Annotated in this window: 29 protein-coding genes; 25 read left to right on the top strand and 4 right to left on the bottom strand. The window is 32.5% G+C overall.

What is annotated here, in order from left to right; translation table 11 throughout:
* Nucleotides 1-50 precede the first annotated feature (50 nt).
* The 12 genes from sufC to ssp1_RS09060 all read left to right on the top strand — a co-directional run bounded on the left by sufC (nt 51) and on the right by ssp1_RS09060 (nt 12,695).
* Nucleotides 51-812: a Fe-S cluster assembly ATPase SufC gene (gene sufC, locus ssp1_RS09115; protein ID WP_002450848.1), complete on the top strand. Its 762-nt coding sequence runs from the start codon at nt 51-53 to the stop codon at nt 810-812.
* A 105-nt stretch (nt 813-917) separates the two neighbouring features.
* Nucleotides 918-2,225 (top strand): Fe-S cluster assembly protein SufD, encoded by a 1,308-nt coding sequence (sufD, locus tag ssp1_RS09110; RefSeq protein WP_002450847.1) that lies wholly within the window; start codon nt 918-920, stop codon nt 2,223-2,225.
* Nucleotides 2,226-2,261: 36 nt separating this feature from the next.
* Nucleotides 2,262-3,512 (top strand): cysteine desulfurase, encoded by a 1,251-nt coding sequence (locus ssp1_RS09105; RefSeq protein ID WP_171970113.1) that lies wholly within the window; start codon nt 2,262-2,264, stop codon nt 3,510-3,512.
* On the top strand, nt 3,502-3,963 hold the full coding sequence (sufU, locus tag ssp1_RS09100) for a Fe-S cluster assembly sulfur transfer protein SufU (RefSeq protein ID WP_002450845.1): 462 nt from the start codon (nt 3,502-3,504) through the stop codon (nt 3,961-3,963). The genes ssp1_RS09105 and sufU overlap by 11 nt, the downstream gene beginning before the upstream one ends.
* Before the next feature lie 173 nt (nt 3,964-4,136).
* Nucleotides 4,137-5,534, top strand: coding sequence for a Fe-S cluster assembly protein SufB (gene sufB, locus ssp1_RS09095; RefSeq protein WP_002450844.1), 1,398 nt, complete (start codon nt 4,137-4,139; stop codon nt 5,532-5,534).
* 222 nt (nt 5,535-5,756) lie between these two features.
* Nucleotides 5,757-6,785, top strand: a complete 1,029-nt coding sequence (locus ssp1_RS09090; protein WP_107532350.1) for a hemolysin family protein — start codon at nt 5,757-5,759, stop codon at nt 6,783-6,785.
* 14 nt (nt 6,786-6,799) lie between these two features.
* Complete coding sequence (locus ssp1_RS09085; RefSeq protein WP_049424922.1) at nt 6,800-7,870, top strand: NAD(P)H-dependent flavin oxidoreductase; 1,071 nt, start codon at nt 6,800-6,802, stop codon at nt 7,868-7,870.
* 158 nt (nt 7,871-8,028) lie between these two features.
* Entirely contained in the window at nt 8,029-8,877 is an 849-nt protein-coding gene (locus tag ssp1_RS09080) for a DUF72 domain-containing protein (RefSeq protein WP_075778058.1), read from the top strand.
* Between the two features lie 13 nt (nt 8,878-8,890).
* Nucleotides 8,891-9,718, top strand: coding sequence for a sulfite exporter TauE/SafE family protein (locus ssp1_RS09075; protein WP_075778059.1), 828 nt, complete (start codon nt 8,891-8,893; stop codon nt 9,716-9,718).
* A 91-nt stretch (nt 9,719-9,809) separates the two neighbouring features.
* The gene (locus ssp1_RS09070; protein WP_075778060.1) at nt 9,810-11,129 is read left to right on the top strand and encodes a bifunctional metallophosphatase/5'-nucleotidase; all 1,320 of its coding nucleotides are present in this window, start codon (nt 9,810-9,812) and stop codon (nt 11,127-11,129) included.
* A gap of 84 nt (nt 11,130-11,213) precedes the next feature.
* Nucleotides 11,214-12,131 (top strand): lipoyl synthase, encoded by a 918-nt coding sequence (gene lipA, locus ssp1_RS09065; protein ID WP_002450838.1) that lies wholly within the window; start codon nt 11,214-11,216, stop codon nt 12,129-12,131.
* A gap of 189 nt (nt 12,132-12,320) precedes the next feature.
* Nucleotides 12,321-12,695 (top strand): YutD family protein, encoded by a 375-nt coding sequence (locus tag ssp1_RS09060; protein ID WP_002450837.1) that lies wholly within the window; start codon nt 12,321-12,323, stop codon nt 12,693-12,695.
* 74 nt (nt 12,696-12,769) lie between these two features.
* On the opposite strand, the gene ssp1_RS09055 is transcribed toward ssp1_RS09060, so the two are convergent.
* Entirely contained in the window at nt 12,770-13,036 is a 267-nt protein-coding gene (locus ssp1_RS09055; protein WP_118828200.1) for a DUF3055 domain-containing protein, read from the bottom strand.
* Between the two features lie 105 nt (nt 13,037-13,141).
* Here ssp1_RS09055 and hepT point away from each other — a divergent pair, with 105 nt between their 5' ends.
* The 8 genes from hepT (at nt 13,142) to dltD (ending at nt 19,987) form a co-directional block, all read left to right on the top strand.
* Nucleotides 13,142-13,573, top strand: coding sequence for a type VII toxin-antitoxin system HepT family RNase toxin (hepT, locus tag ssp1_RS09050; RefSeq protein ID WP_002450835.1), 432 nt, complete (start codon nt 13,142-13,144; stop codon nt 13,571-13,573).
* Between the two features lie 2 nt (nt 13,574-13,575).
* Entirely contained in the window at nt 13,576-14,355 is a 780-nt protein-coding gene (locus tag ssp1_RS09045; protein WP_002450834.1) for a TIGR01457 family HAD-type hydrolase, read from the top strand.
* A 28-nt stretch (nt 14,356-14,383) separates the two neighbouring features.
* Nucleotides 14,384-15,346, top strand: a complete 963-nt coding sequence (locus ssp1_RS09040; protein WP_075778061.1) for a 2-hydroxyacid dehydrogenase — start codon at nt 14,384-14,386, stop codon at nt 15,344-15,346.
* 355 nt (nt 15,347-15,701) lie between these two features.
* Nucleotides 15,702-15,854 carry a teichoic acid D-Ala incorporation-associated protein DltX gene (locus ssp1_RS09035; protein ID WP_002466673.1) on the top strand — a complete coding sequence of 51 codons (153 nt, stop codon included), beginning with the start codon at nt 15,702-15,704 and terminating at the stop codon, nt 15,852-15,854.
* Nucleotides 15,855-15,868: 14 nt separating this feature from the next.
* Complete coding sequence (gene dltA, locus ssp1_RS09030; RefSeq protein ID WP_075778062.1) at nt 15,869-17,326, top strand: D-alanine--poly(phosphoribitol) ligase subunit DltA; 1,458 nt, start codon at nt 15,869-15,871, stop codon at nt 17,324-17,326.
* Nucleotides 17,323-18,537, top strand: coding sequence for a D-alanyl-lipoteichoic acid biosynthesis protein DltB (dltB, locus tag ssp1_RS09025; protein ID WP_075778063.1), 1,215 nt, complete (start codon nt 17,323-17,325; stop codon nt 18,535-18,537). Before dltA ends, dltB begins: the two co-directional genes overlap by 4 nt.
* Before the next feature lie 17 nt (nt 18,538-18,554).
* Nucleotides 18,555-18,791 (top strand): D-alanine--poly(phosphoribitol) ligase subunit 2, encoded by a 237-nt coding sequence (gene dltC, locus ssp1_RS09020; RefSeq protein WP_002433359.1) that lies wholly within the window; start codon nt 18,555-18,557, stop codon nt 18,789-18,791.
* Complete coding sequence (gene dltD, locus ssp1_RS09015; RefSeq protein WP_075778064.1) at nt 18,788-19,987, top strand: D-alanyl-lipoteichoic acid biosynthesis protein DltD; 1,200 nt, start codon at nt 18,788-18,790, stop codon at nt 19,985-19,987. Before dltC ends, dltD begins: the two co-directional genes overlap by 4 nt.
* A 66-nt stretch (nt 19,988-20,053) precedes the next feature.
* Here dltD and ssp1_RS09010 read toward each other — a convergent pair whose 3' ends face one another.
* A complete protein-coding gene (locus tag ssp1_RS09010) occupies nt 20,054-21,046 on the bottom strand; it encodes a YeiH family protein (RefSeq protein ID WP_075778065.1) in 993 nt (330 codons plus the stop codon).
* Between the two features lie 122 nt (nt 21,047-21,168).
* Here ssp1_RS09010 and ssp1_RS09005 point away from each other — a divergent pair, with 122 nt between their 5' ends.
* The gene (locus ssp1_RS09005; RefSeq protein ID WP_075778066.1) at nt 21,169-22,005 is read left to right on the top strand and encodes a LysR family transcriptional regulator; all 837 of its coding nucleotides are present in this window, start codon (nt 21,169-21,171) and stop codon (nt 22,003-22,005) included.
* Nucleotides 22,006-22,137: 132 nt separating this feature from the next.
* Here the strand turns inward: ssp1_RS09005 and ssp1_RS09000 are convergent, their stop codons facing one another.
* Entirely contained in the window at nt 22,138-22,380 is a 243-nt protein-coding gene (locus ssp1_RS09000) for a NifU family protein (RefSeq protein WP_002433501.1), read from the bottom strand.
* Nucleotides 22,381-22,479: 99 nt separating this feature from the next.
* Between ssp1_RS09000 and ssp1_RS08995 the strand changes: the two genes are divergently transcribed.
* Nucleotides 22,480-22,794 (top strand): YuzD family protein, encoded by a 315-nt coding sequence (locus tag ssp1_RS08995; RefSeq protein WP_002450827.1) that lies wholly within the window; start codon nt 22,480-22,482, stop codon nt 22,792-22,794.
* Nucleotides 22,795-22,874: 80 nt separating this feature from the next.
* Here the strand turns inward: ssp1_RS08995 and ssp1_RS08990 are convergent, their stop codons facing one another.
* Nucleotides 22,875-23,939, bottom strand: a complete 1,065-nt coding sequence (locus tag ssp1_RS08990; protein ID WP_002450826.1) for an NAD(P)/FAD-dependent oxidoreductase — start codon at nt 23,937-23,939, stop codon at nt 22,875-22,877.
* 329 nt (nt 23,940-24,268) lie between these two features.
* Here ssp1_RS08990 and ssp1_RS08985 point away from each other — a divergent pair, with 329 nt between their 5' ends.
* From ssp1_RS08985 to ssp1_RS08975, 3 genes are all read left to right on the top strand, one after another.
* Complete coding sequence (locus ssp1_RS08985; protein ID WP_075778068.1) at nt 24,269-24,514, top strand: YuzB family protein; 246 nt, start codon at nt 24,269-24,271, stop codon at nt 24,512-24,514.
* A 12-nt stretch (nt 24,515-24,526) separates the two neighbouring features.
* Nucleotides 24,527-24,886: a HesB/IscA family protein gene (locus tag ssp1_RS08980; RefSeq protein ID WP_002466675.1), complete on the top strand. Its 360-nt coding sequence runs from the start codon at nt 24,527-24,529 to the stop codon at nt 24,884-24,886.
* A gap of 263 nt (nt 24,887-25,149) precedes the next feature.
* Nucleotides 25,150-26,358 (top strand): NAD(P)/FAD-dependent oxidoreductase, encoded by a 1,209-nt coding sequence (locus tag ssp1_RS08975; protein WP_002450823.1) that lies wholly within the window; start codon nt 25,150-25,152, stop codon nt 26,356-26,358.
* The last annotated feature ends 12 nt before the right edge of the window (nt 26,359-26,370 follow it).

Here is a 26,370-nt window from a genome sequence, read left to right as displayed (position 1 = left end):
ATTATTATAAACTAGTTAAGAAAACTTTATATTTTATGGAGGGAATATAAATGTCATCAACATTAGAAATTAAAGACCTACACGTGTCTATTGACGATAAAGAAATTTTAAAAGGTGTTAATTTAACAATTAATACTGGGGAAATTCATGCCATTATGGGACCAAATGGTACTGGTAAATCAACGTTATCATCTGCAATTATGGGTCATCCAAGCTATGAGGTAACACAAGGTGAAGTGTTACTTGATGGTGTTAACATTTTAGAATTAGAAGTTGATGAAAGAGCTAAAGCAGGATTATTCTTAGCAATGCAATATCCTTCTGAAATTACAGGTGTTACTAACGCTGATTTCATGCGTTCAGCAATCAATGCTAAACGTGAAGAAGGACAAGAAATCAACTTAATGCAATTTATTAAAAAATTAGATAAAGAAATGGATTTCTTAGATATTGACCAAGATATGGCACAACGTTATCTAAATGAAGGTTTCTCAGGCGGAGAGAAAAAACGTAATGAAATCCTACAATTGATGATGTTAGAACCTAAATTTGCAATTTTAGATGAAATTGACTCAGGTTTAGATATCGATGCGTTAAAAGTAGTATCTAAAGGTATTAATCAAATGCGTGGAGAAGATTTCGGTGCATTAATGATTACTCACTATCAACGTTTATTAAATTATATTACACCAGACAAAGTACATGTTATGTATGGAGGTAAAGTAGTTAAATCTGGTGGACCAGAGTTAGCGAAACGCCTTGAAGAAGAAGGTTACGAATGGGTTAAAGAAGAATTTGGTGCAGCTGAATAATCGATATTGATACATCGATTGTAAGCTCGTTGAGATGTTCGTATAAATGATGAAACTGAACATTGACTTATTAATACTATTTCATCAAGTGGGAGGATAAGAGTTATGACAACTGAAACTTTGAACATTTCTGAAGAACAACTTGTTGATTATTCAAAAGCGCACAATGAACCTTCTTGGATGACAGAATTACGTAAAAAAGCGTTGAAATTAACAGAAACTTTAGAAATGCCAAAACCTGATAAAACAAAATTAAGAAAATGGGACTTTGATAGTTTTAAACAACATCACACTGAAGGTAGTGTATATCAAAGTTTAGAAGAATTACCTGAATCAGTTAAGAAGATTATCGATGTTGAAAATACTGAAAACTTAGTTATTCAACATAATAATGATTTAGCGTATACACAAGTTTCTGAACAAGCTAAAAATGATGGTGTCATTATTGAAGGTTTATCAGAAGCACTTGTTAATCATAGTGATTTAGTTCAAAAATATTATATGACAGATGCTGTAAATGTTGATGAACATCGTTTAACGGCTTTACACACTGCTTTAGTGAATGGTGGCGTATTCGTATACGTACCTAAGAATGTAGTCGTTGAGCATCCGGTACAATATGTTGTGTTACATGATGATGAAAATACAAGTTTTTATAATCATGTCATCATAGTTACTGAGCAAAGTGCAGAAGTAACTTATGTCGAAAACTATTTATCAAATGCAAGCGGTGAAGGAAATCAAATTAATATCGTTTCTGAAGTTATCGCAGGTGCAAATTCTAATATCACATATGGTTCAGTAGACTATTTAGATAAAGGATTTACTGGACATATTATTAGAAGAGGTACTACTGAAGCGGATGCATCAATTAATTGGGCTTTAGGATTAATGAATGAAGGAAGCCAAATTATTGATAATACAACTAACTTAATGGGTGATCGTTCAACAAGTGAACTTAAATCAGTTGTAGTCGGTACTGGCGATCAAAAAATCAATTTAACTTCTAAAATTGTTCAATATGGTAAAGAGACAGATGGCTATATCTTAAAACATGGTGTAATGAAAGAAAATGCATCTTCTGTATTTAACGGTATTGGCTACATCAAACATGGTGGTACTAAATCAATTGCTAACCAAGAATCACGTGTATTAATGCTTTCTGAAAATGCACGAGGAGATGCTAACCCAATTTTATTAATTGATGAAGATGATGTAGAAGCAGGACACGCAGCATCTGTAGGTCGTGTAGATCCAGAACAACTATACTACTTAATGAGCCGTGGTATTTCTAGAAGAGAAGCTGAACGCTTAGTTATCCATGGATTCTTAGATCCAGTTGTTAGAGAATTGCCAATTGAAGACGTAAAACGTCAATTAAGAGAAGTTATTGAGCTTAAAGTATCTAAGTAAACATACAAATAAGAGATTTTTAATTAAAGAAAGGTCGTGAATAAAGTGGCCGAACAATCATTTGACGTTAATGAAGTTATTAAAGATTTTCCAATTTTAGAGCAACAAGTTAATGGCAAACGTTTAGCTTATCTTGATTCAACTGCGACAAGCCAAACACCAGTTCAAGTATTAAATGTATTAGATGATTATTATAAGCGCTATAACTCTAATGTACACAGAGGTGTTCATACATTAGGTTCGTTAGCTACAGATGGATATGAAAGTGCTCGTGAAACAGTAAGACGTTTCATTAATGCAAAATATTTTGAGGAAATCATCTTTACACGAGGTACAACAGCGTCTATTAACATTGTTGCGCATAGCTATGGTGATGCTCATGTTGAAGAAGGCGATGAAATTGTAGTTACTGAAATGGAGCATCACGCTAATATCGTGCCATGGCAACAACTTGCCAAACGTAAAAAGGCATCATTAAAGTTCATCCCAATGACTGATCAAGGTGAACTCAATATCGATGACATTAAAGCAACAATTAATGATAAAACTAAGATTGTTGCTATCGCGCATGTTTCTAATGTATTAGGGACAATTAATGATGTAAAAACGATAGCAGAAATTGCACACCAACATGGTGCTATCATTAGTGTTGATGGTGCACAAGCAGCGCCACATATGGCATTAGATATGCAAGATATTGATGCAGACTTTTATAGTTTTAGTGGTCATAAAATGTTAGGACCTACAGGTATCGGTGTGTTATATGGTAAGCGCGATCTACTTAAAGACATGGAACCTGTTGAATTTGGTGGCGATATGATTGATTTTGTAAGTAAGTATGATGCTACGTGGGCAGACTTACCAACTAAATTCGAAGCAGGAACACCTTTAATTGCACAAGCAATTGGTTTAGCCGAAGCCATACGTTACATTGAAAAATTAGGATTCGAAGCTATCCATCAACATGAAAAAGAATTAACAGAGTATGCATACGAACAACTATCAGAAATTGAAGGTTTAGACATTTATGGCCCGCCTAAAGATAGACGTGCAGGTGTCATTACATTTAATTTAGCTGATATTCATCCGCATGATGTTGCAACTGCTGTTGATACAGAAGGTGTTGCGGTAAGAGCAGGACACCATTGTGCGCAACCATTAATGAAATGGTTAGGCGTTTCTTCAACTGCCAGAGCAAGCTTTTATGTATACAATAATAAGCAAGACATCGACCAATTTGTATATGCATTGAAACAAACGAAGGAGTTTTTCTCTTATGAATTTTAATAATTTAGATCAACTTTATCGATCTGTAATTATGGATCATTATAAAAATCCTAGAAACAAGGGCGTATTAGACAATGGCTCGATGACTGTTGATATGAATAATCCAACATGTGGTGACCGTATTCGACTTACCTTTGATATAGAAGATGGCGTTATTAATGATGCTAAATTTGAAGGTGAAGGTTGTTCAATCTCTATGTCTAGTGCTTCAATGATGACTGAAGCGGTAAAAGGTCATACATTAGCTGAAGCAATGCAAATGAGTCAAGAATTCACGAAAATGATGCTAGGTGAAGACTACGAAATTACTGAAGAAATGGGAGACATTGAAGCACTACAAGGTGTTTCTCAATTCCCTGCACGTATTAAGTGTGCCACTTTAGCTTGGAAAGCGCTCGAAAAAGGGACAGTTGAAAAAGAAGGTAAATCAGAAGGAACTACAGAAGAATAAAACTGGAGATGTTTCTATCTGACATAACGGGTAAACTTAAACTAGATAATGAATATTATCATTCATGTTGGCTTTTTACTTTCCTTAATCGTTGTTATAATATGATAACAATTTAATACTTGTAATTAAAAATCTCGCACATGACGTTTAAATATATATAAGGAGTGATTGAAATGGCTAAAAAAGCACCTGATGTTGGGGATTACAAATATGGTTTCCACGACGAAGATGTTTCCATTTTCAGATCAGAACGAGGTCTAACTGAAAATATAGTTAGAGAAATTTCAAAAATGAAAGATGAACCTGAATGGATGCTCGATTTCCGTTTGAAAGCTTTAAAATTATTCTATAAAATGCCAATGCCTCAATGGGGTGGCGACTTATCAGAATTAGACTTTGATGACATTACTTACTACGTAAAACCATCAGAACATACTGAACGTTCATGGGATGAAGTACCAGAAGAAATCAAACGTACATTTGATAAATTAGGTATTCCTGAAGCTGAACAAAAATATTTGGCAGGTGTATCTGCTCAATATGAATCCGAAGTTGTTTATCACAACATGGAAAAAGAATTAGAAGAAAAAGGTATCATCTTCAAAGACACTGATAGTGCATTACGTGAAAATGAAGATTTATTCCGTGAGTATTTTGCAACAGTTATTCCAGCAGCTGACAACAAATTCGCGGCATTAAATTCAGCTGTTTGGTCAGGTGGATCATTTATTTACGTACCTAAAAACGTTAAATTAGATACACCATTGCAAGCTTATTTCCGTATTAACTCTGAAAACATGGGACAATTTGAACGTACATTAATCATTGCTGATGAAGGTGCTTCTGTAAACTATGTAGAAGGTTGTACTGCACCCGTTTATACAACAAGCTCTCTACACTCAGCAGTAGTTGAAATTATTGTTCATAAAGATGCACACGTACGTTATACTACAATTCAAAACTGGGCAAATAATGTTTATAACTTAGTTACTAAACGTACATTTGTTCATGAGAATGGTAATATGGAATGGGTTGACGGTAACTTAGGTTCTAAATTGACGATGAAATACCCTAACTGTGTATTACTTGGTGAAGGTGCAAAAGGTAGCACATTATCAATTGCATTTGCAGGTAAAGGACAAGTTCAAGACGCAGGTGCAAAAATGATTCATAAAGCACCAAATACGTCTTCTACTATTGTTTCTAAATCAATTTCTAAAAATGGTGGTAAAGTTATCTATCGTGGTATTGTTCATTTTGGACGAAAAGCGAAAGGTGCGCGTTCAAATATCGAATGTGACACATTAATTTTAGATAATGAATCAACTTCAGATACAATTCCTTATAATGAGGTATTTAACGATAATATTTCATTAGAACACGAAGCTAAAGTTTCTAAAGTATCAGAAGAACAATTATTCTATTTAATGAGTCGTGGTATCTCTGAAGAAGAAGCGACTGAAATGATTGTTATGGGCTTCATTGAACCATTTACAAAAGAATTACCAATGGAATATGCGGTAGAAATGAATAGATTAATCAAATTCGAAATGGAAGGATCTATTGGTTAATTGTAACTTATAGATGAACATCGTTTGATATAATTTGAGATATTAATCTCAGTCATTGCTAGCCAATGGATTTTATGATCCGTTGGCTAGTTTTTTATTTGGGTATTTCAAGTAAAATACTTTATAAGTTCACGCTATGGACTGAATAGTTTATAAAAGCTTATTCAAGGGAATGTTTTAATTATTATTAAAGAAAATTTGTATGAATAAGGAGTATGCCTCATGATTATAGCTATCATATTCTTATTAATCGTATCATTCTATTTATCACTTAGTGAAACAGCGTTAACGGCAGCAAATAAAAGTAAATTTCAGACTGAAGCGAAAAATGGTGATAAAAGGTCACAAAAACTTTCCCAATTATTAGATAAACCAAGTGAGTTTATAACAACTATATTAATCATAAAAAATATAAGTAATATTATATTGCCAGTGCTCGGTACCATTCTTGCTATAAAAATGCAATTTAATGTATTAGCTGTGCTAGTCATCATGATTATATTCATTGTATTAGTATCTGAAGTGATACCCAAAGCAATCGCAGCAGCAAATCCTGATAAAACATCACGTATTGTTTATCCAATCATTCGCACATTAGTTATTATTCTTAAGCCAATTACAAAATTGTTGAATACTATAACAAGTAAAATTAGTAAATCATTATCAAAAGATAGAGCTGATGATAATCAGTATACTAAAGAAGAAATACGTACAATGTTGATTGTGGCAGGACGTGAAGGTGCATTTAATGAGACAGAACAAAATCGATTAAAAGGCGTATTAGATTTCGAAAACCTTAAAATAAAAGATGTAGATACAACTCCGCGTATTAATGTTGTAGCATTTCCAAAAGATATTTCATTTGATGAAGCATATGACACCGTTATGAAAGAACCATATACCCGTTATCCAATTTATGATGAAGATATAGATCATGTCATAGGTGTATTCCATTCTAAATATCTGTTAGCATGGAGTAAGAAAAAATACGAATCAATAACTAATTTCTCATCAGAACCATTATTCGTAAATGAACATAATAGGGCTGAATGGGTACTTAGAAAAATGACGATATCTAGAAAACATTTAGCAATCGTACTAGACGAATTTGGTGGAACAGATGCAATCGTGTCACATGAAGATTTAATTGAAGAGCTGCTAGGAATGGAAATTGAAGATGAATTAGATAAAGAAGAAGAAGAAAAATTAGAAAATCAAACCTATCTCAATAAAACGAAGCGTAACAAATAGAAAAGGTGAGTAATATGTGGAATGACAATAAGTTAACACGTCTATTAGGCATTCAATATCCAATTATTCAAGCAGGTATGGCCGGCAGTACTACTGCATCTTTAGTTGCTACTGTCAGCGAAAAAGGTGGACTTGGTACAATAGGAGCTGGATATTTTAGTATCGATCAGTTGGAAAGTGAAATTAAAGCAGTTAAAGAAAAGACCACTCAACCTTTTGGGGTCAATTTATTTGTACCTCATCAAAATGCTACAGCAAATCCACAACAGGTCGAACATATGAATGCATGGTTAAAGCCGTATAGGAGAGCTTTTCATTTAGAGGAACCAGTGATTAACATTGATGAAACTCAAAAATTTAAAGAAGCTATAAATATGATTATTAAGTATAATGTACCAATCTGTAGTTTTACATTCGGTATTCCTGATGCATTAACTATTGAAAAGTTAAAAGAACATCAAGTGATATTAATTGGTACAGCAACAACAGTAGAAGAAGCTATAGAAAATGAAAAAGCAGGAATAGATATTGTTGTAGCTCAAGGAAGTGAAGCAGGTGGACATAGAGGGTCATTTTTACAAATTAGTCATAATGTAGAACCAATGGTTGGCACAATGTCTTTAGTACCTCAAGTGGTCGATCATGTATCTATACCTGTTGTCGCAGCTGGTGGTATTATGGATGAAAGAGGTTTACTTGCCAGTCTAATGTTAGGAGCACAAGGTGTGCAAATGGGAACTGCATTCTTAACTTCTCATGAAAGTGGAGCAAACGAGTTACTTAAAGACACTATATTAAAAAGTAAAGAGACTGATACAGTGGTCACTAATGTTTTTAGTGGTAAAAATGCTCGTGGCATTAATAATCAATTCGTTAAAGAAATGAGCGAATATCAAGGAGTTATACCAGATTACCCGATTCAAAACCAGTTAACTACTCAAATTAGAAAGGCTGCAGTACAACAAGGTGATAGTGAACTAACTCATATATGGAGTGGTCAATCACCAAGATTAGCTGAAAAACAAAATGCAGCAAACTTAATAGAACGTATGGTCAGTCGTATCAGTGATATGTCCAATTTATAATTGTTAAATCAAACGCTCTCTTAAATAATTAAGGGAGCGTTTTTATTATTTGATGCATTATCTGTAGGTTGCCTATAGATTAATAAGAATCTGTAAATTTGAAATAGATAAAGTGAATCGTCGTTTTATTCTGTGGTATCATTAATTTGGTGATATAAATGATAAATATAGGTCTAACTGGTTGGGGAGATCATGATACATTATATGAAGATCTAGCTAGAAAATCAGATAAATTAAAAACATATGCAAGTCATTTTCCTATTGTAGAACTTGATGCATCATACTATGCGATTCAACCAGAACGAAATATCAAGAAGTGGATAAGTGAGACACCAGAAAGGTTTCAATTTGTAGTTAAAATACATCAAGCTTTGACACTACATGCAGATTTTAGAGATTTTTCAGAAACACGCCAAGAACTATTTGATGCATTTAAAGAAATGTTGGCACCATTACAAGAAAGTCATAAACTAGCTATGGTACTGGTACAATTTCCACCATGGTTTGATTGTTCTAGTCAAAATATCAAGTATATTTTATATGTTAAACAACAACTGCAAGACTATCCAATGTGTGTTGAATTCAGACATCAGTCTTGGTTTAATGATCAATTTAAAGAGGAAACATTGTCCTTTTTAACTGAACATCAAATTATTCATGCAGTTGTAGATGAACCACAAGTCAAAGATGCAAGTATCCCACTTGTAAATAGAATAACCAGTGATATCGCTTTTGTTAGATATCATGGACGAAACGTACATGGTTGGACAAAAAAAGATATGACAGATCAAGAATGGCGAGATGTAAGATATTTATACAATTATAATGAAACAGAATTACTGGATTTAGCACAAAAAGTTAAAATTTTAGAACAAAAAGCTAAACAAGTATACGTTGTTTTTAATAATAATTCTGGTGGTCATGCAGCTCAAAATGCTAAAACATATCAAAATATTCTCGGTATTGACTATGAAGGACTAGCACCACAACAACTAGAATTATTCTAAGAGGCGAAAGTAAATGTTATTAACGATTTTATTATTAATTATCATTGGTGGATTGTCAGCGATTATAGGTTCAATAGTAGGTATTGGCGGAGGCATCATTATTGTACCTACATTAGTCTATCTTGGAGTCGATCATAGTATATTACATGGTATTACGACTCAAATCGCAATAGGGACATCGTCTGTCATTCTCATTGTGACTGGGTTGTCTTCCTCATTAGGCTATTTAAAGACGAAACAAGTTGATATAAAAAATGGCTCTATTTTCTTATTTGGATTATTACCAGGGTCATTAATTGGGTCTTTTTTAAGTCAATATTTAACATTAAAGTCATTTAATCTCTATTTTGGGATATTTATGATTTTTGTAGCCATATTGTTAATGGTAAGACATAAAATTAAACCATTTAAAATATTTAATAAACCTCAATACGAAAAAACATATATAGATGCAGAAGGTAAGACATATCATTATAGCGTACCACCATTCGTTGCTTTTATTGCTACTTTATTGATCGGTATTCTTACAGGATTGTTTGGTATTGGTGGAGGTGCATTAATGACGCCGTTAATGTTAATTGTATTTAGATTTCCACCGCATGTAGCAGTTGGAACAAGTATGATGATGATTTTCTTTTCAAGTGTGATGAGTTCAATTGGACATATCATACAAGGTCATGTAGCTTGGGATTATTCAATTGTACTTATTATTTCTAGTTATATAGGCGCTAAAATTGGTGTTAAAGTCAATCATTCGATTAAGTCTGACACAGTCGTCATGTTGTTACGTACTGTAATGTTGCTAATAGGTGCATATTTAATTATTAAATCTATTATTTAAAAGTTAAAAGTACATATAATCTATTCGTTTTAACGATACATGTTACATTATATATGACCTTATAAAGTCATTTTAAAAAGGGGGAAGTATTTTGAAGTTAACTATATACCATACTAATGATATTCATAGTCATCTCAACGAATATGCACGTATTCAATCATATATGACAGAACATCGCTCAAAACTTCAACATCCCTCACTATATTTGGATATAGGTGATCATGTTGATTTATCAGCACCGATTACACAAGCAACCCTAGGAAAGAAAAATATAGAATTATTAAATGAAGCTAAATGTGATATTGCAACAATAGGTAATAACGAAGGTATGACAATTTCGCATGAGGCATTACAAAATTTATATACAAATGCACAATTTGAAGTGATTTGTGCTAACGTATTTGATGAAGAGGGACGTCTGCCTAACCGTATAGCATCATCATATATAAAAGAAATAGATGGTGTACGTATATTATTTGTAGCGGCAACAGCACCATTTACACCATTTTATAGAGCTTTGGATTGGGTTGTTACAAATCCACTCGAATCCATCAAAGATGAAATTAAAGCAAACGATGGACAATATGATGTACTAATTGTAATGAGTCATGTAGGTGTATTTTTTGATGAAAAATTATGCCAAGAAATTCCGGAAATTGATTTAATTCTTGGTAGTCATACACATCACCATTTTGATCATGGCCAAATGAATAATGGAGTCTTAATGGCAGCAGCTGGGAAGTATGGAAATTACTTAGGAGAAGTGAACTTAACAATTGAAAATAAAAGCATAACTCGGAAGACTGCGTGCTTACATCCGTTAGAAACGTTACCAGAAGTTCAAACCAACTTTGATGAGGAAGGAAAGGCGATGATGCGTACGCCAGTTGTGAATCACCCGCTTAAGTTAGATAATAAAACAGATGTAATCACAAAAACGTCGTATTTATTAGCAGAAAGTGTCTATGAATTCACAAATGCAGATTGTACAATTATAAATGCAGGTTTAATTGTAAAAGGCATTGAAGCGGATGAAATTACGGAATTTGATATTCATCGCATGTTACCTCATCCCATCAATGTTGTAAGAGTAAAATTGACAGGCGAAGAACTTAAAGAAGTCATTGTTAAAAGTCAAAAGCAAGAGTATATGCACGAACATGCTCAAGGCCTTGGATTCCGTGGAGATATTTTTGGGGGATATATTTTATATCGATTAGGTTTTATTGAATCAGAGGGACGTTATTTTATAGATGGAAAAGAAATACAAAATGATGAACATTATATTTTAGGAACAGTAGATATGTATACATTTGGTAGATATTTCCCATCGTTGAAAGGACTTCCAACAGAATATATAATGCCCGAATTTTTACGAGATATATTTAAACAAAAGTTACTGGAATTTTAAAATAACAATAGATTAGATTTTAATTTACTGTTAATTTCGTTATAATAATAAAGAGAGAGATTAAACAGGAGGGTATGCGTTGTTATGGCTACAAAAAATGAGGAAATACTACGAAAACCAGATTGGTTGAAAATAAAGCTAAACACGAACGAAAACTATACTGGCCTTAAGAAAATGATGCGCGAAAAGAATTTACACACTGTTTGCGAAGAAGCAAAGTGTCCAAATATACATGAGTGTTGGGGAGAAAGACGTACAGCTACATTTATGATTTTAGGAGCTGTATGTACACGTGCTTGTCGTTTCTGTGCCGTTAAAACTGGTTTGCCTAATGAATTAGATTTAAATGAACCAGAACGTGTTGCAGAATCAGTAGAATTAATGAACTTAAAACATGTTGTTATTACTGCAGTAGCTCGTGATGATTTACGTGATGCGGGTTCAAATGTTTATGCTGAAACAGTAAGAAAAGTTAGAGCAAGAAACCCATTCACTACAATCGAGATTTTACCGTCAGACATGGGTGGTGACTACGACGCGTTAGAAACTTTAATGGCATCTAAACCAGATATCTTAAACCACAATATCGAAACAGTTCGTCGTCTAACACCTAGAGTTCGTGCTCGTGCAACATATGATCGCACGTTAGAATTCTTACGTCGTTCTAAAGAATTACAACCAGATATTCCTACAAAATCAAGTTTAATGGTTGGCTTAGGGGAAACAATGGAAGAAATTTATGAAACAATGGATGATTTACGTGCTAATGATGTAGATATTTTAACTATAGGCCAATATTTACAACCATCACGTAAACATTTAAAAGTTGAGAAATATTACACACCATTAGAATTTGGTAAAATGAGAAAAGTAGCAATGGAAAAAGGATTTAAGCATTGTCAAGCAGGACCATTAGTACGTAGTTCTTATCATGCAGACGAACAAGTTAATGAAGCTGCAAAAGAAAGACAACGTCAAGGTGAAGAACAATTAAATAGCTAATCATAGTAATGACATTCATTAAATGAAGTTGAATGTTTTGATAGAACCACTTTTTTATGAGAATAAATGAAGTGGTTCTTGTTTTTTAGATTATTTATGTAGTATACGAAAGTGAGTAAAATTGTATATTAAAGGCTAAAATTGTTAAAATAGAGACATAATCATTCGAAAAGTGGATTAGGTGAAAAAATGATAAAAGTAGAACAACAATATTTTGAATTAATAGAAGATTATAGAGCATGTTTCGATGAAGAAATATTTGCCAACAGATATTCAGATATATTAGATAAATATGATTATGTCGTAGGAGACTTTGGATACGATCAATTACGTTTAAAAGGATTCTATAAAGATACAAACAAAAAAGCTGAAATCAGTAAACGCTTCTCAAGTATTCAGGACTACTTATTAGAATATTGTAATTTTGGGTGTCCTTATTTTGTAGTAAAGCATTTATCTAAAAATGAAGTGAAACAACAAATAGATGATCCAGCAATTATAGATCAAGAAGATAAATTGCATGATGTTAAAATACAACCTACAATCCAAGATACTGAAAAATAAAACAATAAATTAACAATAATCAAATAAATAATCTCCCTCTGTAAACGCTAGCGTAAACAGAGGGAGATTTACTTTTATTGAATAACCTCATTTAGATATTCAATGATTTCATCGCCTTCTTCAGCTGATACCCCAAGAATATGAGCGATATAACCTTCCTCTTCAATATCATCTGAACCTATGATACCAAATTTATTAGTTTGCATATTTAAGACAAGTGTTTTTTCATAATGACGATCTGTTTGTACTAACATTAAGTCGTATCGACTATGTTCTCCAACAAAGCCAACGAATTGAACTTGGCTTTGTTCTTCATCATCATATAAATACATATCAATCATTTTTTATGACCCCTTTAATACGAAATTTACTAAAGTTAGTATAACGACAAATGAAGTGTACTGCAAAGTTGTGATATGATTAAGATAATAAGAGGTGACTAAGGAATGTATTTTGTAGATAAAGATAAACTATCAGAAAAACTAAATTACTTACAACAATTAACAAATGATTATGAAACAAATAAAACAAATCAATATGCATTTGAAAGAATTGCACAAATGTTAATCGAATCTTCAGTCGATATTGGCAATATGATTATTGATGGATTCATTTTAAGAGATCCAGGTAATTATAAAGATGTTATCGATATTTTAGAATTGGAAAACGTCATTTCAAAAGAGACACAAGAGCATATTAATCAAACTGTTGATGTTAGAAAGCAATTTGCACACAACTACATTCAACTAGATACTAAGGAAATTGAACCATTATTTGATCATGCATTACCATATTATAAACAATTTATTAATGAGGTTGTGCAATTTCTAAATAATGAAAATGTTCCAATTACTGCATTTGGTAAAGGAGAGAATTAAGCGTGAAGCATTACAAGGCATATTTAATTGATTTAGATGGAACGATGTATAAAGGTACTGATGAAATTGATGGTGCAAGTCAATTTATTGATTATTTAAATCAACATCAAATCCCTCATTTATATGTAACAAACAACTCAACAAAAACACCTGAACAGGTCGCAGCAAAACTACATGAAATGAACATTGATGCATCAGCTAATGAAGTGGTTACATCTGCATTAGCAACTGCAGATTATATCTCAGAAAAATCACCAGGTGCTTCTGTTTATATGTTAGGTGGAGAAGGTCTACATACTGCGCTTACTGAAGCTGGACTTGAAGTTAAAGATGATGAAAATGTAGATTATGTGGTCATAGGTTTAGATGAAAATGTAACGTATGAAAAACTTGCGATTGCAACACTAGCAGTCAGAAACGGTGCAACATTTATTTCAACAAATCCAGATGTCTCAATACCAAAAGAGCGTGGCTTTTTACCTGGGAATGGTGCGATAACAAGTGTTGTGACAGTATCTACTGGGGTTCAACCACAATTCATCGGTAAACCGGAAACAATCATTATGGAAAAATCATTAGATATACTACAACTTGATAAACAAGATGTGGCAATGGTTGGAGATTTATATGATACTGATATTATGTCAGGCATTAATGTTGGTATTGATACGATACATGTACAAACAGGTGTAACAACATTTGAAGAAATTCAAACAAAAGATGTACCACCAACGCATTCATTCAAAGATTTAAATGAAGCCATTACCGAATTAGAAAAATAAATTTATGAAGTTGAGAGGAGATTGTAAATTGAATAAAATTATTGTAACACGTCAAATCCCTCAAAAATTCATATCACAATTAGAAGACATCGCAGAGGTAGTCGTTTGGAATGAGTCTTTGATACCCATGCCTAGAGATAAATTTTTAGCGGAAGTACAAGATGCTATCGCATGTTTTATCACATTAAGTGAAACAATAGACGAAACATGTCTTGCAAATGCACCACATCTAAAAGTAATCGCAAACATGGCAGTAGGATATGATAATATTGACGTTAATATAGCTAAACAAAAAGGTATCATAGTTACTAACACACCGGAAGTACTTACCGAGACAACTGCTGAATTAGGTTTTACTTTAATGTTGGCAACTGCACGTCGAATTGTTGAAGCAGAAAAATATGTTCAAGATGGTCAGTGGAAGAGTTGGGGGCCATATTTATTGTCAGGAAAAGATGTCTATGGATCAACAATTGGTATATTCGGAATGGGAGACATTGGAAAAGCATTTGCCAAACGATTAAAAGGGTTCGACACTAACATTCTTTATCATAATCGTTCCAGACATGAAGATGCAGAACGTGATTACAACGCGTCATTTGTATCCTTTGAAGAACTATTAGAGAACAGTGATTTTGTTGTTTGTACTGCGCCCTTGACGGACGAAACTAAATACAAATTCAATGCCGAAGCTTTTGCAAAGATGAAAACAGATGCCATTTTTATCAATATCGGTAGAGGTGCAATTGTGAACGAAAATGATTTAGTACATGCATTGAATACTGGACAAATTTTGGCATGTGGACTAGATGTGTTGGAGCAAGAGCCGATTGATGTAGAGCACCCACTACTTAAAATGCCTAATGTAGTGATTGTTCCTCATATAGGAAGTGCCTCAGAATATACGCGAGATCGTATGGTGCAATTGTGTATTGATAATATTAAAGCAGTTCTTAATAATGAACCAGCCATAACACCTGTATCAAGTTAAATAATATATATAAGCTTGTTTACTTAGATAGAAAAGTAAACAAGCTTTTTGATTGAATAATGGCTAATCTAACAATTTTGTTATATGATCTGTAATTGTTTAATTCACGCTTAAGATTTAGAATAATAATATTCACTAAATAAATACTCATGCATAAGATAGATATCAAGACATTGGATTAAGCAGATAGTGGTTTTAATGTTTAAAATTTGTTTTGAATTTCAATCGAAGAATGAGTATAATGAATTATAAAAATAAAATATAAATTATTAATTATATATCGGATTTGTTTAAAGGGACTATGAATCATTTATAGCTTTAAATAAAGATATTTAAATTTTAGGAGAGGTGCCAAATGAAGTCCAAAGGTAAGGAACCTACGAATAAGTATTACCTAGCAATGAAGCCGTACCTTTTAACATTGTTATATTTAGCAATATTTATAGCACTATATTTAATTTATGGAAGCGGAGATACACAGAATAACTTCATTTATAATGAATTTTAATGAGGGAGAAAACTATGACAGATATTATTAATATTCTCAGTCAATTGAGTAAACAACAACCAGATGCAATTGCAGTAAGACATACGACTGAAGAAATCACTTATAAAGAACTAGATGAATTTTCTAGTAAGCTTGCACATCAACTTCAAGGTAGTCAACAACCTATGATTTTATTTGGACATATGTCGCCATTTATGATTGTAGGAATGATTGGTGCAATTAAAGCAGGATGTGGATATGTACCTATCGATACGTCAGTGCCAGAAGAACGTGTGAAGATGATTATCGATAAAGTAGAACCTGAATATATCTTTAATACTACTGATTACACTTTGGATCAACAAAGCGCTCAGGTTATCACAATTGAAAACGTTGAGAATTCACAAGACCCTGTAATATTTGATAGCCAAATGAAGGCTAATGATGTTGTATATACAATCTTCACATCAGGTTCTACAGGAGAACCCAAAGGTGTACAAATTGAATATGCAAGTTTAGTTGAATTTGCGGAATGGATGGATTCATTGAATCAATCTGGGAATGGTCAAGAGTGGTTAAATCAAGCACCGTTTTCATTTGATTTATCTGTAATGGCTATTTATCCATGTTTAGTTTCAGGAGGTACATTAAACTTAGTTGATAAAGATATGATTAATAAACCTAAATTATTAAATGATATGTTACAAGCGACACCAATTAATATTTGGGTTTCTACACCATCATTTATTGAAATGTGTTTATTATTACCGACTTTAAATGAAGAACAATATGGTAGCTTGAATCACTTCTTCTTCTGCGGAGAAATTTTAGGACATAGAACTGCTAAAGCGTTAGTAGATCGATTCCCTAATGGTACGATCTATAATACGTATGGACCTACAGAAGCGACAGTTGCAGTGACTAGTATACAAATTACACCAGAGGTACTAGAACAATATAATCCACTTCCAGTAGGTGTTTCTAGACCAGGTACTAAATTGACGACAACTGAAGATGGTGAATTAGTTATTCAAGGTCAAAGCGTCAGTGTTGGATATTTGAAAAACGAAGAAAAAACAGCTGCTGTGTTTAATTTTGAAGATAGAGTAAGAACTTATCATACAGGTGATAAAGCTAAAGAAGAAAACGGCTTATGGTTTATACAAGGTCGAATCGACTTCCAAATTAAATTAAATGGTTATCGTATGGAATTAGAAGAAATAGAGTCGCAATTACGTGATTCTGACTTAATACGCGAAGCCATAGTAGTACCAGTATATAAAAATGATAAAGTCATTCATTTGATTGGTGCGGTCGTATCAACAGAAGAAGTTGAAGATGAGAGACAAATGACTAAAGCTATTAAAGACGAACTGAAATCACGCTTACCAGAGTACATGATTCCGAGAAAGTTTGTTTGGATGGAGCAGTTACCATTAACATCTAATGGTAAACTTGATCGTAAAAAGATTGCTGAGGTAGTTAACGGATGATACCTTATGGCACATTTACATTCTTCTTAATATCATTTATTGTACTTATTCCTGTTATAATTCTTGGCTTTTTAGGTAAGCGAAGCTATATATATAACGGTATTAGTACGGCATTTATGATTGTACTTATCTTTTCTTCAGATAAGCATAATTTATTTGGACAAAAGTACTTAAGCGTACAGTTAATAAGTTTTATCATATATATCATTTGGCAAGTTGCCTTAATCATGTTTTATTATAAATCTAGACAGAAAAATAACACATTTGCCAAATTTGTAATTATCATGATTCTGTCTATATTACCTTTAGCATTAGTTAAAGTGTTACAAAGTACTTGGCTAGGTGGCCACCAAATTCATTTCCATGAAAGCAAATTAATTGAATTTGTAGGATTCCTTGGAATATCTTATGTGACATTCAAAAGTGTTCAATTGATTATGGAAATACGTGATGGGTCTATTAAAGAAATTAAAGTAGGGAAATTAATCCAATTTATATCATTCTTCCCAACTATTTCTTCTGGACCAATTGACAGATATAAACGATTTGTTAAAGATGATAAAAAGGTTCCAACTGGTGGAGAATACAGAGAATTAGTGTTAAAAGCGATCCACATGATTATGATAGGCTTTTTATATAAATATATTATTGCCTATTTCATTCAAGTATATGCGATAAATCCATTACAAATGAATTTACATGGATTCACACATATGTGGTTATATATGTATGCATATAGTTTTTATCTATTCTTTGACTTTGCAGGTTATAGTTTATTTGCTATAGCGCTTAGTTATTTATACGGAATTAAAACACCACCTAACTTTAATAAACCATTCCAATCTAAAAATATTAAAGATTTCTGGAATAGATGGCATATGACATTATCATTCTGGTTTAGAGATTGTATTTATATGAGATCTTTATTCTATATGTCTCGTAAAAAGATGTTTAAGAGCCAATTAGCAATGTCAAATATTGCATTCTTCCTTAACTTCTTTATTATGGGGATTTGGCACGGTTTAGAAGTTTACTATATTGTATACGGTTTATACCATGCAGCATTATTTATAGGTTATGGTTATTATGAAAAATGGAGAAAAAAACATCCACCACGTTGGCAAAATAAATGGACTACAGCATTAAGTGTAGTGATTACTTTCCATTTTGTTGCGTTTGGCTTTTTAATTTTCTCAGGTAAATTTATTTAATAAAGGAGTAATTAATTATGGAATTTAGAGATCAAGTATTAGATTTATTAGCAGAGGTCGCAGAAAATGATATCGTCAAAGAGAATCCTGATGTAGAAATTTTCGAAGAAGGTATCATTGATTCTTTCCAAACTGTAGGTTTATTATTAGAAATTCAAAATAAATTAGATATCGAAGTATCAATTATGGACTTTGACCGTGATGAGTGGGCTACACCAAATAAAATTGTGGAAGCATTAGAAGAACTACGATGAAATTAAAACCTTTTTTACCAATTCTAATTAGCGGCGTTATTTTCATCATATTTGTCCTGTTACCAGCGCAATTGTTTACAGGATTGATAACTGATAAAACGCTTGCTAATAATAGAATTTCATTAACAGATCAAGTATTAAAAGGCACGCTCATTCAAAATCAACTTTATAAATCAGATAAATACTATCCAATTTATGGTTCTAGTGAATTAGGTAAAGATGATCCATTCAATCCAGCAATTACATTGAATAAACATCACTCAGACAAAAATGTATTTTTATTAGGTACTGGTGGATCAACGGATTTGATTAATGCGGTTGAACTTGCGTCTCAATATGATAATTTAAAAGGTAAAAAATTAACTTTTATTATCTCTCCGCAATGGTTTACGAATCATGGATTAACTAACCAAAACTTTGACGCACGTATGTCACAAACCCAAATTAACCAAATGTTTAATCAAAAGGATATGCCAGAAGATTTGAAACAACGTTTCGCTAAACGTTTGTTACAATTCCCTCATGTTCATAATAAGGATTATTTAAAACAAGTTGCGAAAGATCCGAATAATGTATCTGGAAATTACATTTCAGCATTTAAAGAGAATCAATTAATTAAGATTGAAGCAATTAAATCATTATTCTCTTTCACTAAACCACCATTGTCTCATGTTGATCCTGCCACAGATGAAAAAGCATCATGGAGTCAAATGAGAAATAAAGCAGAAGAAATTGGTAAAGATAATACAAAATCTAATCAATATCATATTAGAGATCCATATTGGAAATTAATTAAAGGAAATAAACGTAAAGTTAAGCGTGATTATGAATTTAACGTTAATTCTCCTGAGTTCCAAGACTTAAAATTACTCGTTCAAACAATGAATAAAGCTGGTGCAGATGTACAGTATGTAAGCATTCCTTCGAATGGTAAATGGTATGATCATATTGGTATTGATAGTGATAGACGTCAAGCAGTCTATAAAAAAATTCATTCTACTGTCGTTGATAATGGCGGTAAAATATATGATATGACAGATAAAGACTATGAAAAATATGTGATTAGTGATGCCGTTCATATAGGATGGAAAGGTTGGGTCTACGTTGACCAACAAATTGCTAAACATATGAATGATGACAAACAACCTAAAGTAGATCATAAAGATAAACAAAAGCATCAAGAAGATAACAAATAATAATAAACGCCTTTCAAGTATCAATGATGATAAACTTCATCATATAAAGCTTGAAAGGCGTTTTTTTTAGAATATGGTTTGAGTGATAAAGTAACTTAAGATCGATAAACAAATAGATACAATAATAATAACAAGTAAGGGTTTTAAAGCTCTAGATTTTAAATCTTTAAAAGAAACATTTAATCCAAGTGCTACCATCGCCATTAGTAAAAAGATATTGGTCATGATTTCTAGTACTTTTAATAAAGCAGGTGGAAGTGAAATATATGTATTAATTAAAGCCATTGCAATAAAGCCAATTAAAAAATAAGGGAAATCGATACGATGTGATTGTTCACTGTCTTTATTTTTATATTTAACACATAATATAAAAATGATAATCACAGGTATTAATAAAAATACACGACCTAACTTAGCTAATAATGCAATTTTTAATGAATCAATGCCTGCATAATTACCTGCTAATACAACCTGTGCAATTTCGTGCAAACTGGTTCCTGACCATATACCAAAATGAATAGGTGACATATGAAGAATTGAATAGATTAATGTATAAAATAATGAAAAGACAGTGCCGACTAATGCGATAATACCAACACTGATTGCTATATCTTTATCTCTAGACTTTATGACAGGTGCAATAGCCGCAATAGCTGCCGCCCCACAAATACCAGTCCCCACACCTAATAGAGTTGTTATTGACGTATCTGTTTTAAACAAACGACTTAAGGCATATGTCATAACAATGCTAAAAATGATAATACAGGCATCCATCAATAATAGTGGACCGCTACGTCCTAAAATTTCATCGATATTCAACTTGAGACCGTAAAAGACGATAGCGATTTTCAATAGTCGCTTAGAAGAAAATGTAATACCAACTTTGTATTGTTCAGGATATCCTTTGAAGTGACGATATAAAATTGCAATAAGTATCGCAATAGATAATCCACCGACATGGTGAAGTATAGGTAATTTAGATAATGCCAGACTTAACATTGCAATACCAAATGTAAATAACATACCTATGAAAAAATATTTATGCTTGAGTTGAATCATGTGACGTTCCTCCTATAAGAGAAAGTTTAGCATTGTACTGTTATAACGTTAAATAAATATTTGATATAGTATACATAACAAAATTGATATGATGAATATATATTTTATTAAGGGGAATATCCATGGATCCATATAAAGTATTAATAGAAGTAGTAAAAACAGCAAATTTTACAAAAGCAGCTGCGCATCTGTACACATCACAGCCATCAATAAGTCGTGATATCAAACGACTTGAAACTAAGTATAATGTTAAAATTTTTGAATTTACTAGGCCATCGATTCGTTTAACATCAGATGGTGAGAAGATTTTAAAATATGCACTGCAACGAGAAAATATAGAGCGGGAACTTTGGCAAAATTTAAAAAATGATAAGAAAGATGTAGCGGGTGTACTATCTATAGGTAGTAGTTATACGTATGGTGAGCAATATTTATCACAAAAATTAATAGAAATTGCCAACCAATATCCAGAATTACATGTAAATGCATATTTAACTAATTCAGATACGGTCTTAGATAACGTTAAACACAATGTTGTAGACATTGGAATTGTAGAGAGAGAAATCCAAGATAATACCATTGATTTAGCATGTATATCGCAAGATGAAATGGTCTTAATTTACAATCAAAAAGTAGGCTTTGATGCGAAACAAATATGCTTTGTTCGAGAACAAGGATCAGGTACAAGAATTTACCAAGAAATCGGTTTAACTAACTTATCATTACATCCATATTTAGTGGAAATTAATAGTAATCAAGTAATCGTTGATATGGTGAAGGCTGGTAAAGGATTTACAGTTATATCTAAATCTGTATTAGATGAAGTACATAATAATATATTAGCTGCTATCAAGTTAGACGTCTTTCGAAATTTTTATCTCATAAAGCATAAAGATAAATATCTAGATGTTAATTTGAAAGCTATTATTGAATTATTTCAATGCTATTATGAAGATTAAACGTTACATTGAAATTAACGGAAATTGTAAACAAACAAAAAAACACCCATCAATGGATTAATTGTCCAGAGATGGGATAAAACGAAATCAATTATTTTAAATTATATCTTTATATTACACTAACGAAAAACATTAGAATACTTGTTCAACTTCGATAACGCCAGGTACTTCTTCGTGTAACGCACGTTCAATACCAGCTTTTAATGTTATTGTTGAGCTTGGGCAAGTACCACAAGCACCATGTAATTGTAATTTTACGATGCCGTCTTCAACATCAACTAACGTACAGTCGCCACCATCACGTAATAAAAATGGACGTAAACGTTCTATTACTTCAGCTACTTGATCAAACATTGTCGCATTCTCAGTAGGCATGAGATATGTCTCCTTTCAAGTAAATTATTTCATTATCATTATTAGTACATTATAATAGATTAAGTAAGAAAAATCTATAAATCAAAACGAGGGATTTCAATGACTAAAGTGAGTGTTGTTGTTTATGGGGCAGATGTAGTATGTGCAAGTTGTGTGAATGCACCGACATCAAAAGATACATTTGATTGGTTACAACCATTGTTAAAACGAAAATTTCCACACCATCATTTTGAGTTTACTTATATTGATATTGAAAAGGATACCGAAAATCTAACAGATCACGATCAACAATTTATTGAACGTATTCAAGAAGATGAGTTGTTTTATCCTTTGATTACAATGAATGATGAATATGTAGCAGATGGTTATATTCAAACTAAGCAGATTACGCAGTTTGTAGATCAAAAATTTTAAAAACAGAAAGTTAATATAGAGTATTAAAAATAGGGGCAGTGAAACCAATTAAAATGATTTCATTGCCCCTTTTATTTATTTTAACCGTTATGATATTTATATAACCAAAGGACACCTGATTTTAAGATAGAAGCGAGACGTCCGGTAACAGTTCGATCCATAATATAAGCAAATCCTTGTTTATCACCTAGAGAGCCTAAGAAACCTTGAACTTTAAGTTCTGGCATTTTTTCAGGTAATGGTTCGTTATTCCATTGCTTTTTCATTACGTCAGCGATTTGTTCGCCTTGTAATTCAGCTAATTGAGCACTAGGCGCATGTGGTAAGTCTGCACAGTCACCTACAACGTAAACATTTGGATAAGTAGGAATTTGGTGATACTGGTTTAAAATGACACGGCCGTTGTTATTAATATCTATAGGTAAATTTCTAACTACTTCAACTGGTTGTATACCAGCCGTCCAAACGACTAAATCGACATCTTCAGGAACACCATTATTATATATCTTTCCTGGTTCGACTTTATCGATGACTGAGTTGGGTACTACAGTAACATCGTGTTTAGAGAACCATTTTGAAATATAATTACTAAGTTTTTCTGGGAAATTGCGTAAAATTCGTGGACCACGATCATATAATAATATTTCTAAATCTGCACGACTTTCACGTAATTCACTAGCTAATTCAATGCCACTCAGTCCAGCACCAACGATAGCAACTTTAGCGCCTTTAGGTAGTTCACTAATACTATGAAAAGTATCGCGTGCCTTCGAAAGGGTTTGAATACTATGTGTATGTGTATCTGCACCAGGTACATTATGATACTTATCTTCGCAACCTAAACCAATGACTAGCTCATCATAATCTATTTTTGAATTACCTACAGAGATGATTTGCTCATCTAAATTAATATCATTGATTTCCCCATAAACTGTATTGATATTTGCATCATTTGGAAACGACATACGTACATCTTTATCTGATTTTGTACCAGCAGCTAATGCATAAAATTCTGGTTTTAAACCATGGAATGGCATACGGTCAATTAAAGTCAACCTATATCCTTCTGGTAACGCATTAGGCAATATACGAGCCATGATGCGCATATTACCGTAACCCCCGCCTAATAAAACAATGTTTTTCATTTTAGTATACCCCTTTATCCTAAAAAATCATGTTATAAATAAGAGCATTAATATTGATATTGCCCTTTAGACTAATGTCATATTAAGCATTTTTGCCCAAAAAAATGATGGAAATGAACAAAAATTTAACCATCTTATCTTATATGACTATGTATTTATATGATTATTATATCGATTTTTCAAATTGACTACAAATATATATCGAATTAAATTAAATATATTGTTTTATTAGTAATTTTTTCTATTTCCGACATTTTAAGCTCAATAATAGTCATAATAACGTGTGGTTTGTTATAATATTATAACTATTATAATAGAGAGGGTGTCGTATGTTTCCGTTAGTTGAATTCTGCATTTCCAATATGGCTAAGGGTGGAGATGTGGTTTATGAAAAGTTAGAAAATGATCCTGATGTAGATGTTTTAGAATATGGATGCTTACAAAATTGTGGTATATGCTCCAACGGCTTGTATGCACTGGTTGATGGTGATATTGTTGAAGGAGATACACTGGACGATTTGTTAAATAATATATATAAACATATAGAAGAAAATGATTTTACGAATTTATTATAGGAGGTTATGACAATGCAAACAGTTATTTTAACTGAAGCGGCAGCTTATGAAGTAAAAGACATGTTAGAAAGTAATGATATGCCTGATGGTTATCTTAAAATCAAAGTCAATGGTGGTGGATGTACAGGATTGACTTATGGTATGTCAGCAGAAGCTGAACCAGGTGAAAACGATGAAGTATTAGAATTCTTCGGTTTGAAAGTATTGGTAGATAAACATGATGCCCCAGTATTAAACGGTACAACAATTGATTTCAAACAATCACTAATGGGTGGTGGCTTCCAAATCGATAATCCAAATGCCATTGCTTCATGTGGCTGCGGTAGTTCATTTAGAACTGCTAAGGTTGCAGGTAATCCAGAAGATTGCTAGGCGAGATGACGGTTTTAATTTAATAAATTAAATTTTTCACAATGTGGACTATTGTCGCTTGAAAATATTGTGTAAAAGCTATAGAATTAAACTTGGATTAAATATTGTCTTTTCTGTGAACTTCACGAGATATAGCTTAAAGAAAAAAGACGTAATAATTACTGTGTTGACGTGGTTATAATGCAAGGCTTAATTAAAAAGGTCGTGTATTTTTAAGTATGTTACACTGGAGTTAAAATATTATGAAAGCTTAGGTGAAAACAATGGCTCAAGAACGTAAAAAAGTATTAGTTTTAGGTGCGGGTTATGCAGGTTTACAAACTGTTACTAAATTACAAAAAGAACTTTCTGCAGAAGAAGCGGAAATCACTCTAATTAACAAAAATGATTATCATTACGAAGCAACTTGGTTACATGAAGCTTCAGCAGGTACAATCAATTATGAAGATTTATTATACCCAGTTGAAAGTGTATTGAAAAAAGACAAAGTTAACTTCGTAACTGCAGAAGTTACTAAAATCGACCGCAATGCTAAAAAAGTAGAAACTGACAAAGGCATCTATGATTTTGATATCTTAGTTGTAGCATTAGGATTTGTGAGTGAAACATTTGGTATTGACGGAATGAAAGATCACGCTTTCCAAATTGAAAATGTTTTAACTACGCGTCAATTATCTCGTCATATCGAAGATAAATTCGCTAATTATGCAGCTTCTAAAGAGAAAGACGACAAAGATTTATCTATCTTAGTTGGTGGTGCTGGATTCACTGGTATCGAATTCTTAGGTGAATTAACTGATCGAATTCCTGAATTATGTAGCAAATATGGTATTGACCAAAACAAAGTGAAAATCACTTGTGTTGAAGCAGCACCTAAAATGTTACCAATGTTCTCAGATGACTTAGTTAACCATGCTGTAAACTACTTAGAAAACCGTGGCGTAGAATTTAAAATTGCTACACCAATCGTTGCTTGTAACGAAAAAGGTTTCGTAGTAGAAGTAAATGGTGAAAAACAACAATTAGAAGCAGGTACATCAGTATGGACTGCAGGTGTACGTGGTAGCCACTTAATGGAAGAATCATTTGAAGGTGTTAAACGTGGCCGTATTGTGACTAATCAAGACCTTACAATTGCAGGTCATGATGATATCTTTGTTATCGGTGATGTTTCTGCATTCATCCCAGCAGGTGAAGAACGTCCATTACCAACAACAGCTCAAATCGCAATGCAACAAGGTGAACATGTTGCTAAAAACATCAAACATATCTTAAATGGCGAAGCTAAAGAAGAATTTGAATATGTTGATCGTGGTACAGTATGTTCATTAGGATCTCATGACGGTGTAGGTATTGTTTACGGTAAAGATATTACTGGTAAAAAAGCTGCATTCATGAAGAAAGTTATCGACACTCGTGCTGTATTCAAAATCGGTGGCGTAGGTCTTGCATTCAAAAAAGGTAAATTCTAACTTTTTATGATA

Source organism: Staphylococcus sp. M0911 (assembly GCF_003491325.1).
GTDB classification, from domain to species: Bacteria; Bacillota; Bacilli; order Staphylococcales; family Staphylococcaceae; genus Staphylococcus; species Staphylococcus warneri_A.
Note: the sequence above shows the minus strand (reverse complement) of the source record. Positions and strands in the feature narration are given on the sequence as shown.

Coding starts and splice junctions, on each gene's coding strand:
- sufC (WP_002450848.1), top strand. CDS start 51: ATGTCATCAACATTAGAAATTAAAGACCTACACGTGTCTATTGACGAT.
- sufD (WP_002450847.1), top strand. CDS start 918: ATGACAACTGAAACTTTGAACATTTCTGAAGAACAACTTGTTGATTAT.
- sufU (WP_002450845.1), top strand. CDS start 3,502: ATGAATTTTAATAATTTAGATCAACTTTATCGATCTGTAATTATGGAT.
- sufB (WP_002450844.1), top strand. CDS start 4,137: ATGGCTAAAAAAGCACCTGATGTTGGGGATTACAAATATGGTTTCCAC.
- ssp1_RS09090 (WP_107532350.1), top strand. CDS start 5,757: ATGATTATAGCTATCATATTCTTATTAATCGTATCATTCTATTTATCA.
- ssp1_RS09085 (WP_049424922.1), top strand. CDS start 6,800: ATGTGGAATGACAATAAGTTAACACGTCTATTAGGCATTCAATATCCA.
- ssp1_RS09080 (WP_075778058.1), top strand. CDS start 8,029: ATGATAAATATAGGTCTAACTGGTTGGGGAGATCATGATACATTATAT.
- ssp1_RS09075 (WP_075778059.1), top strand. CDS start 8,891: ATGTTATTAACGATTTTATTATTAATTATCATTGGTGGATTGTCAGCG.
- lipA (WP_002450838.1), top strand. CDS start 11,214: ATGGCTACAAAAAATGAGGAAATACTACGAAAACCAGATTGGTTGAAA.
- ssp1_RS09060 (WP_002450837.1), top strand. CDS start 12,321: ATGATAAAAGTAGAACAACAATATTTTGAATTAATAGAAGATTATAGA.
- ssp1_RS09055 (WP_118828200.1), bottom strand. CDS start 13,036: ATGATTGATATGTATTTATATGATGATGAAGAACAAAGCCAAGTTCAA.
- hepT (WP_002450835.1), top strand. CDS start 13,142: ATGTATTTTGTAGATAAAGATAAACTATCAGAAAAACTAAATTACTTA.
- ssp1_RS09035 (WP_002466673.1), top strand. CDS start 15,702: ATGAAGTCCAAAGGTAAGGAACCTACGAATAAGTATTACCTAGCAATG.
- dltA (WP_075778062.1), top strand. CDS start 15,869: ATGACAGATATTATTAATATTCTCAGTCAATTGAGTAAACAACAACCA.
- dltB (WP_075778063.1), top strand. CDS start 17,323: ATGATACCTTATGGCACATTTACATTCTTCTTAATATCATTTATTGTA.
- dltC (WP_002433359.1), top strand. CDS start 18,555: ATGGAATTTAGAGATCAAGTATTAGATTTATTAGCAGAGGTCGCAGAA.
- dltD (WP_075778064.1), top strand. CDS start 18,788: ATGAAATTAAAACCTTTTTTACCAATTCTAATTAGCGGCGTTATTTTC.
- ssp1_RS09010 (WP_075778065.1), bottom strand. CDS start 21,046: ATGATTCAACTCAAGCATAAATATTTTTTCATAGGTATGTTATTTACA.
- ssp1_RS09005 (WP_075778066.1), top strand. CDS start 21,169: ATGGATCCATATAAAGTATTAATAGAAGTAGTAAAAACAGCAAATTTT.
- ssp1_RS09000 (WP_002433501.1), bottom strand. CDS start 22,380: ATGCCTACTGAGAATGCGACAATGTTTGATCAAGTAGCTGAAGTAATA.
- ssp1_RS08995 (WP_002450827.1), top strand. CDS start 22,480: ATGACTAAAGTGAGTGTTGTTGTTTATGGGGCAGATGTAGTATGTGCA.
- ssp1_RS08990 (WP_002450826.1), bottom strand. CDS start 23,939: ATGAAAAACATTGTTTTATTAGGCGGGGGTTACGGTAATATGCGCATC.
- ssp1_RS08985 (WP_075778068.1), top strand. CDS start 24,269: ATGTTTCCGTTAGTTGAATTCTGCATTTCCAATATGGCTAAGGGTGGA.
- ssp1_RS08980 (WP_002466675.1), top strand. CDS start 24,527: ATGCAAACAGTTATTTTAACTGAAGCGGCAGCTTATGAAGTAAAAGAC.
- ssp1_RS08975 (WP_002450823.1), top strand. CDS start 25,150: ATGGCTCAAGAACGTAAAAAAGTATTAGTTTTAGGTGCGGGTTATGCA.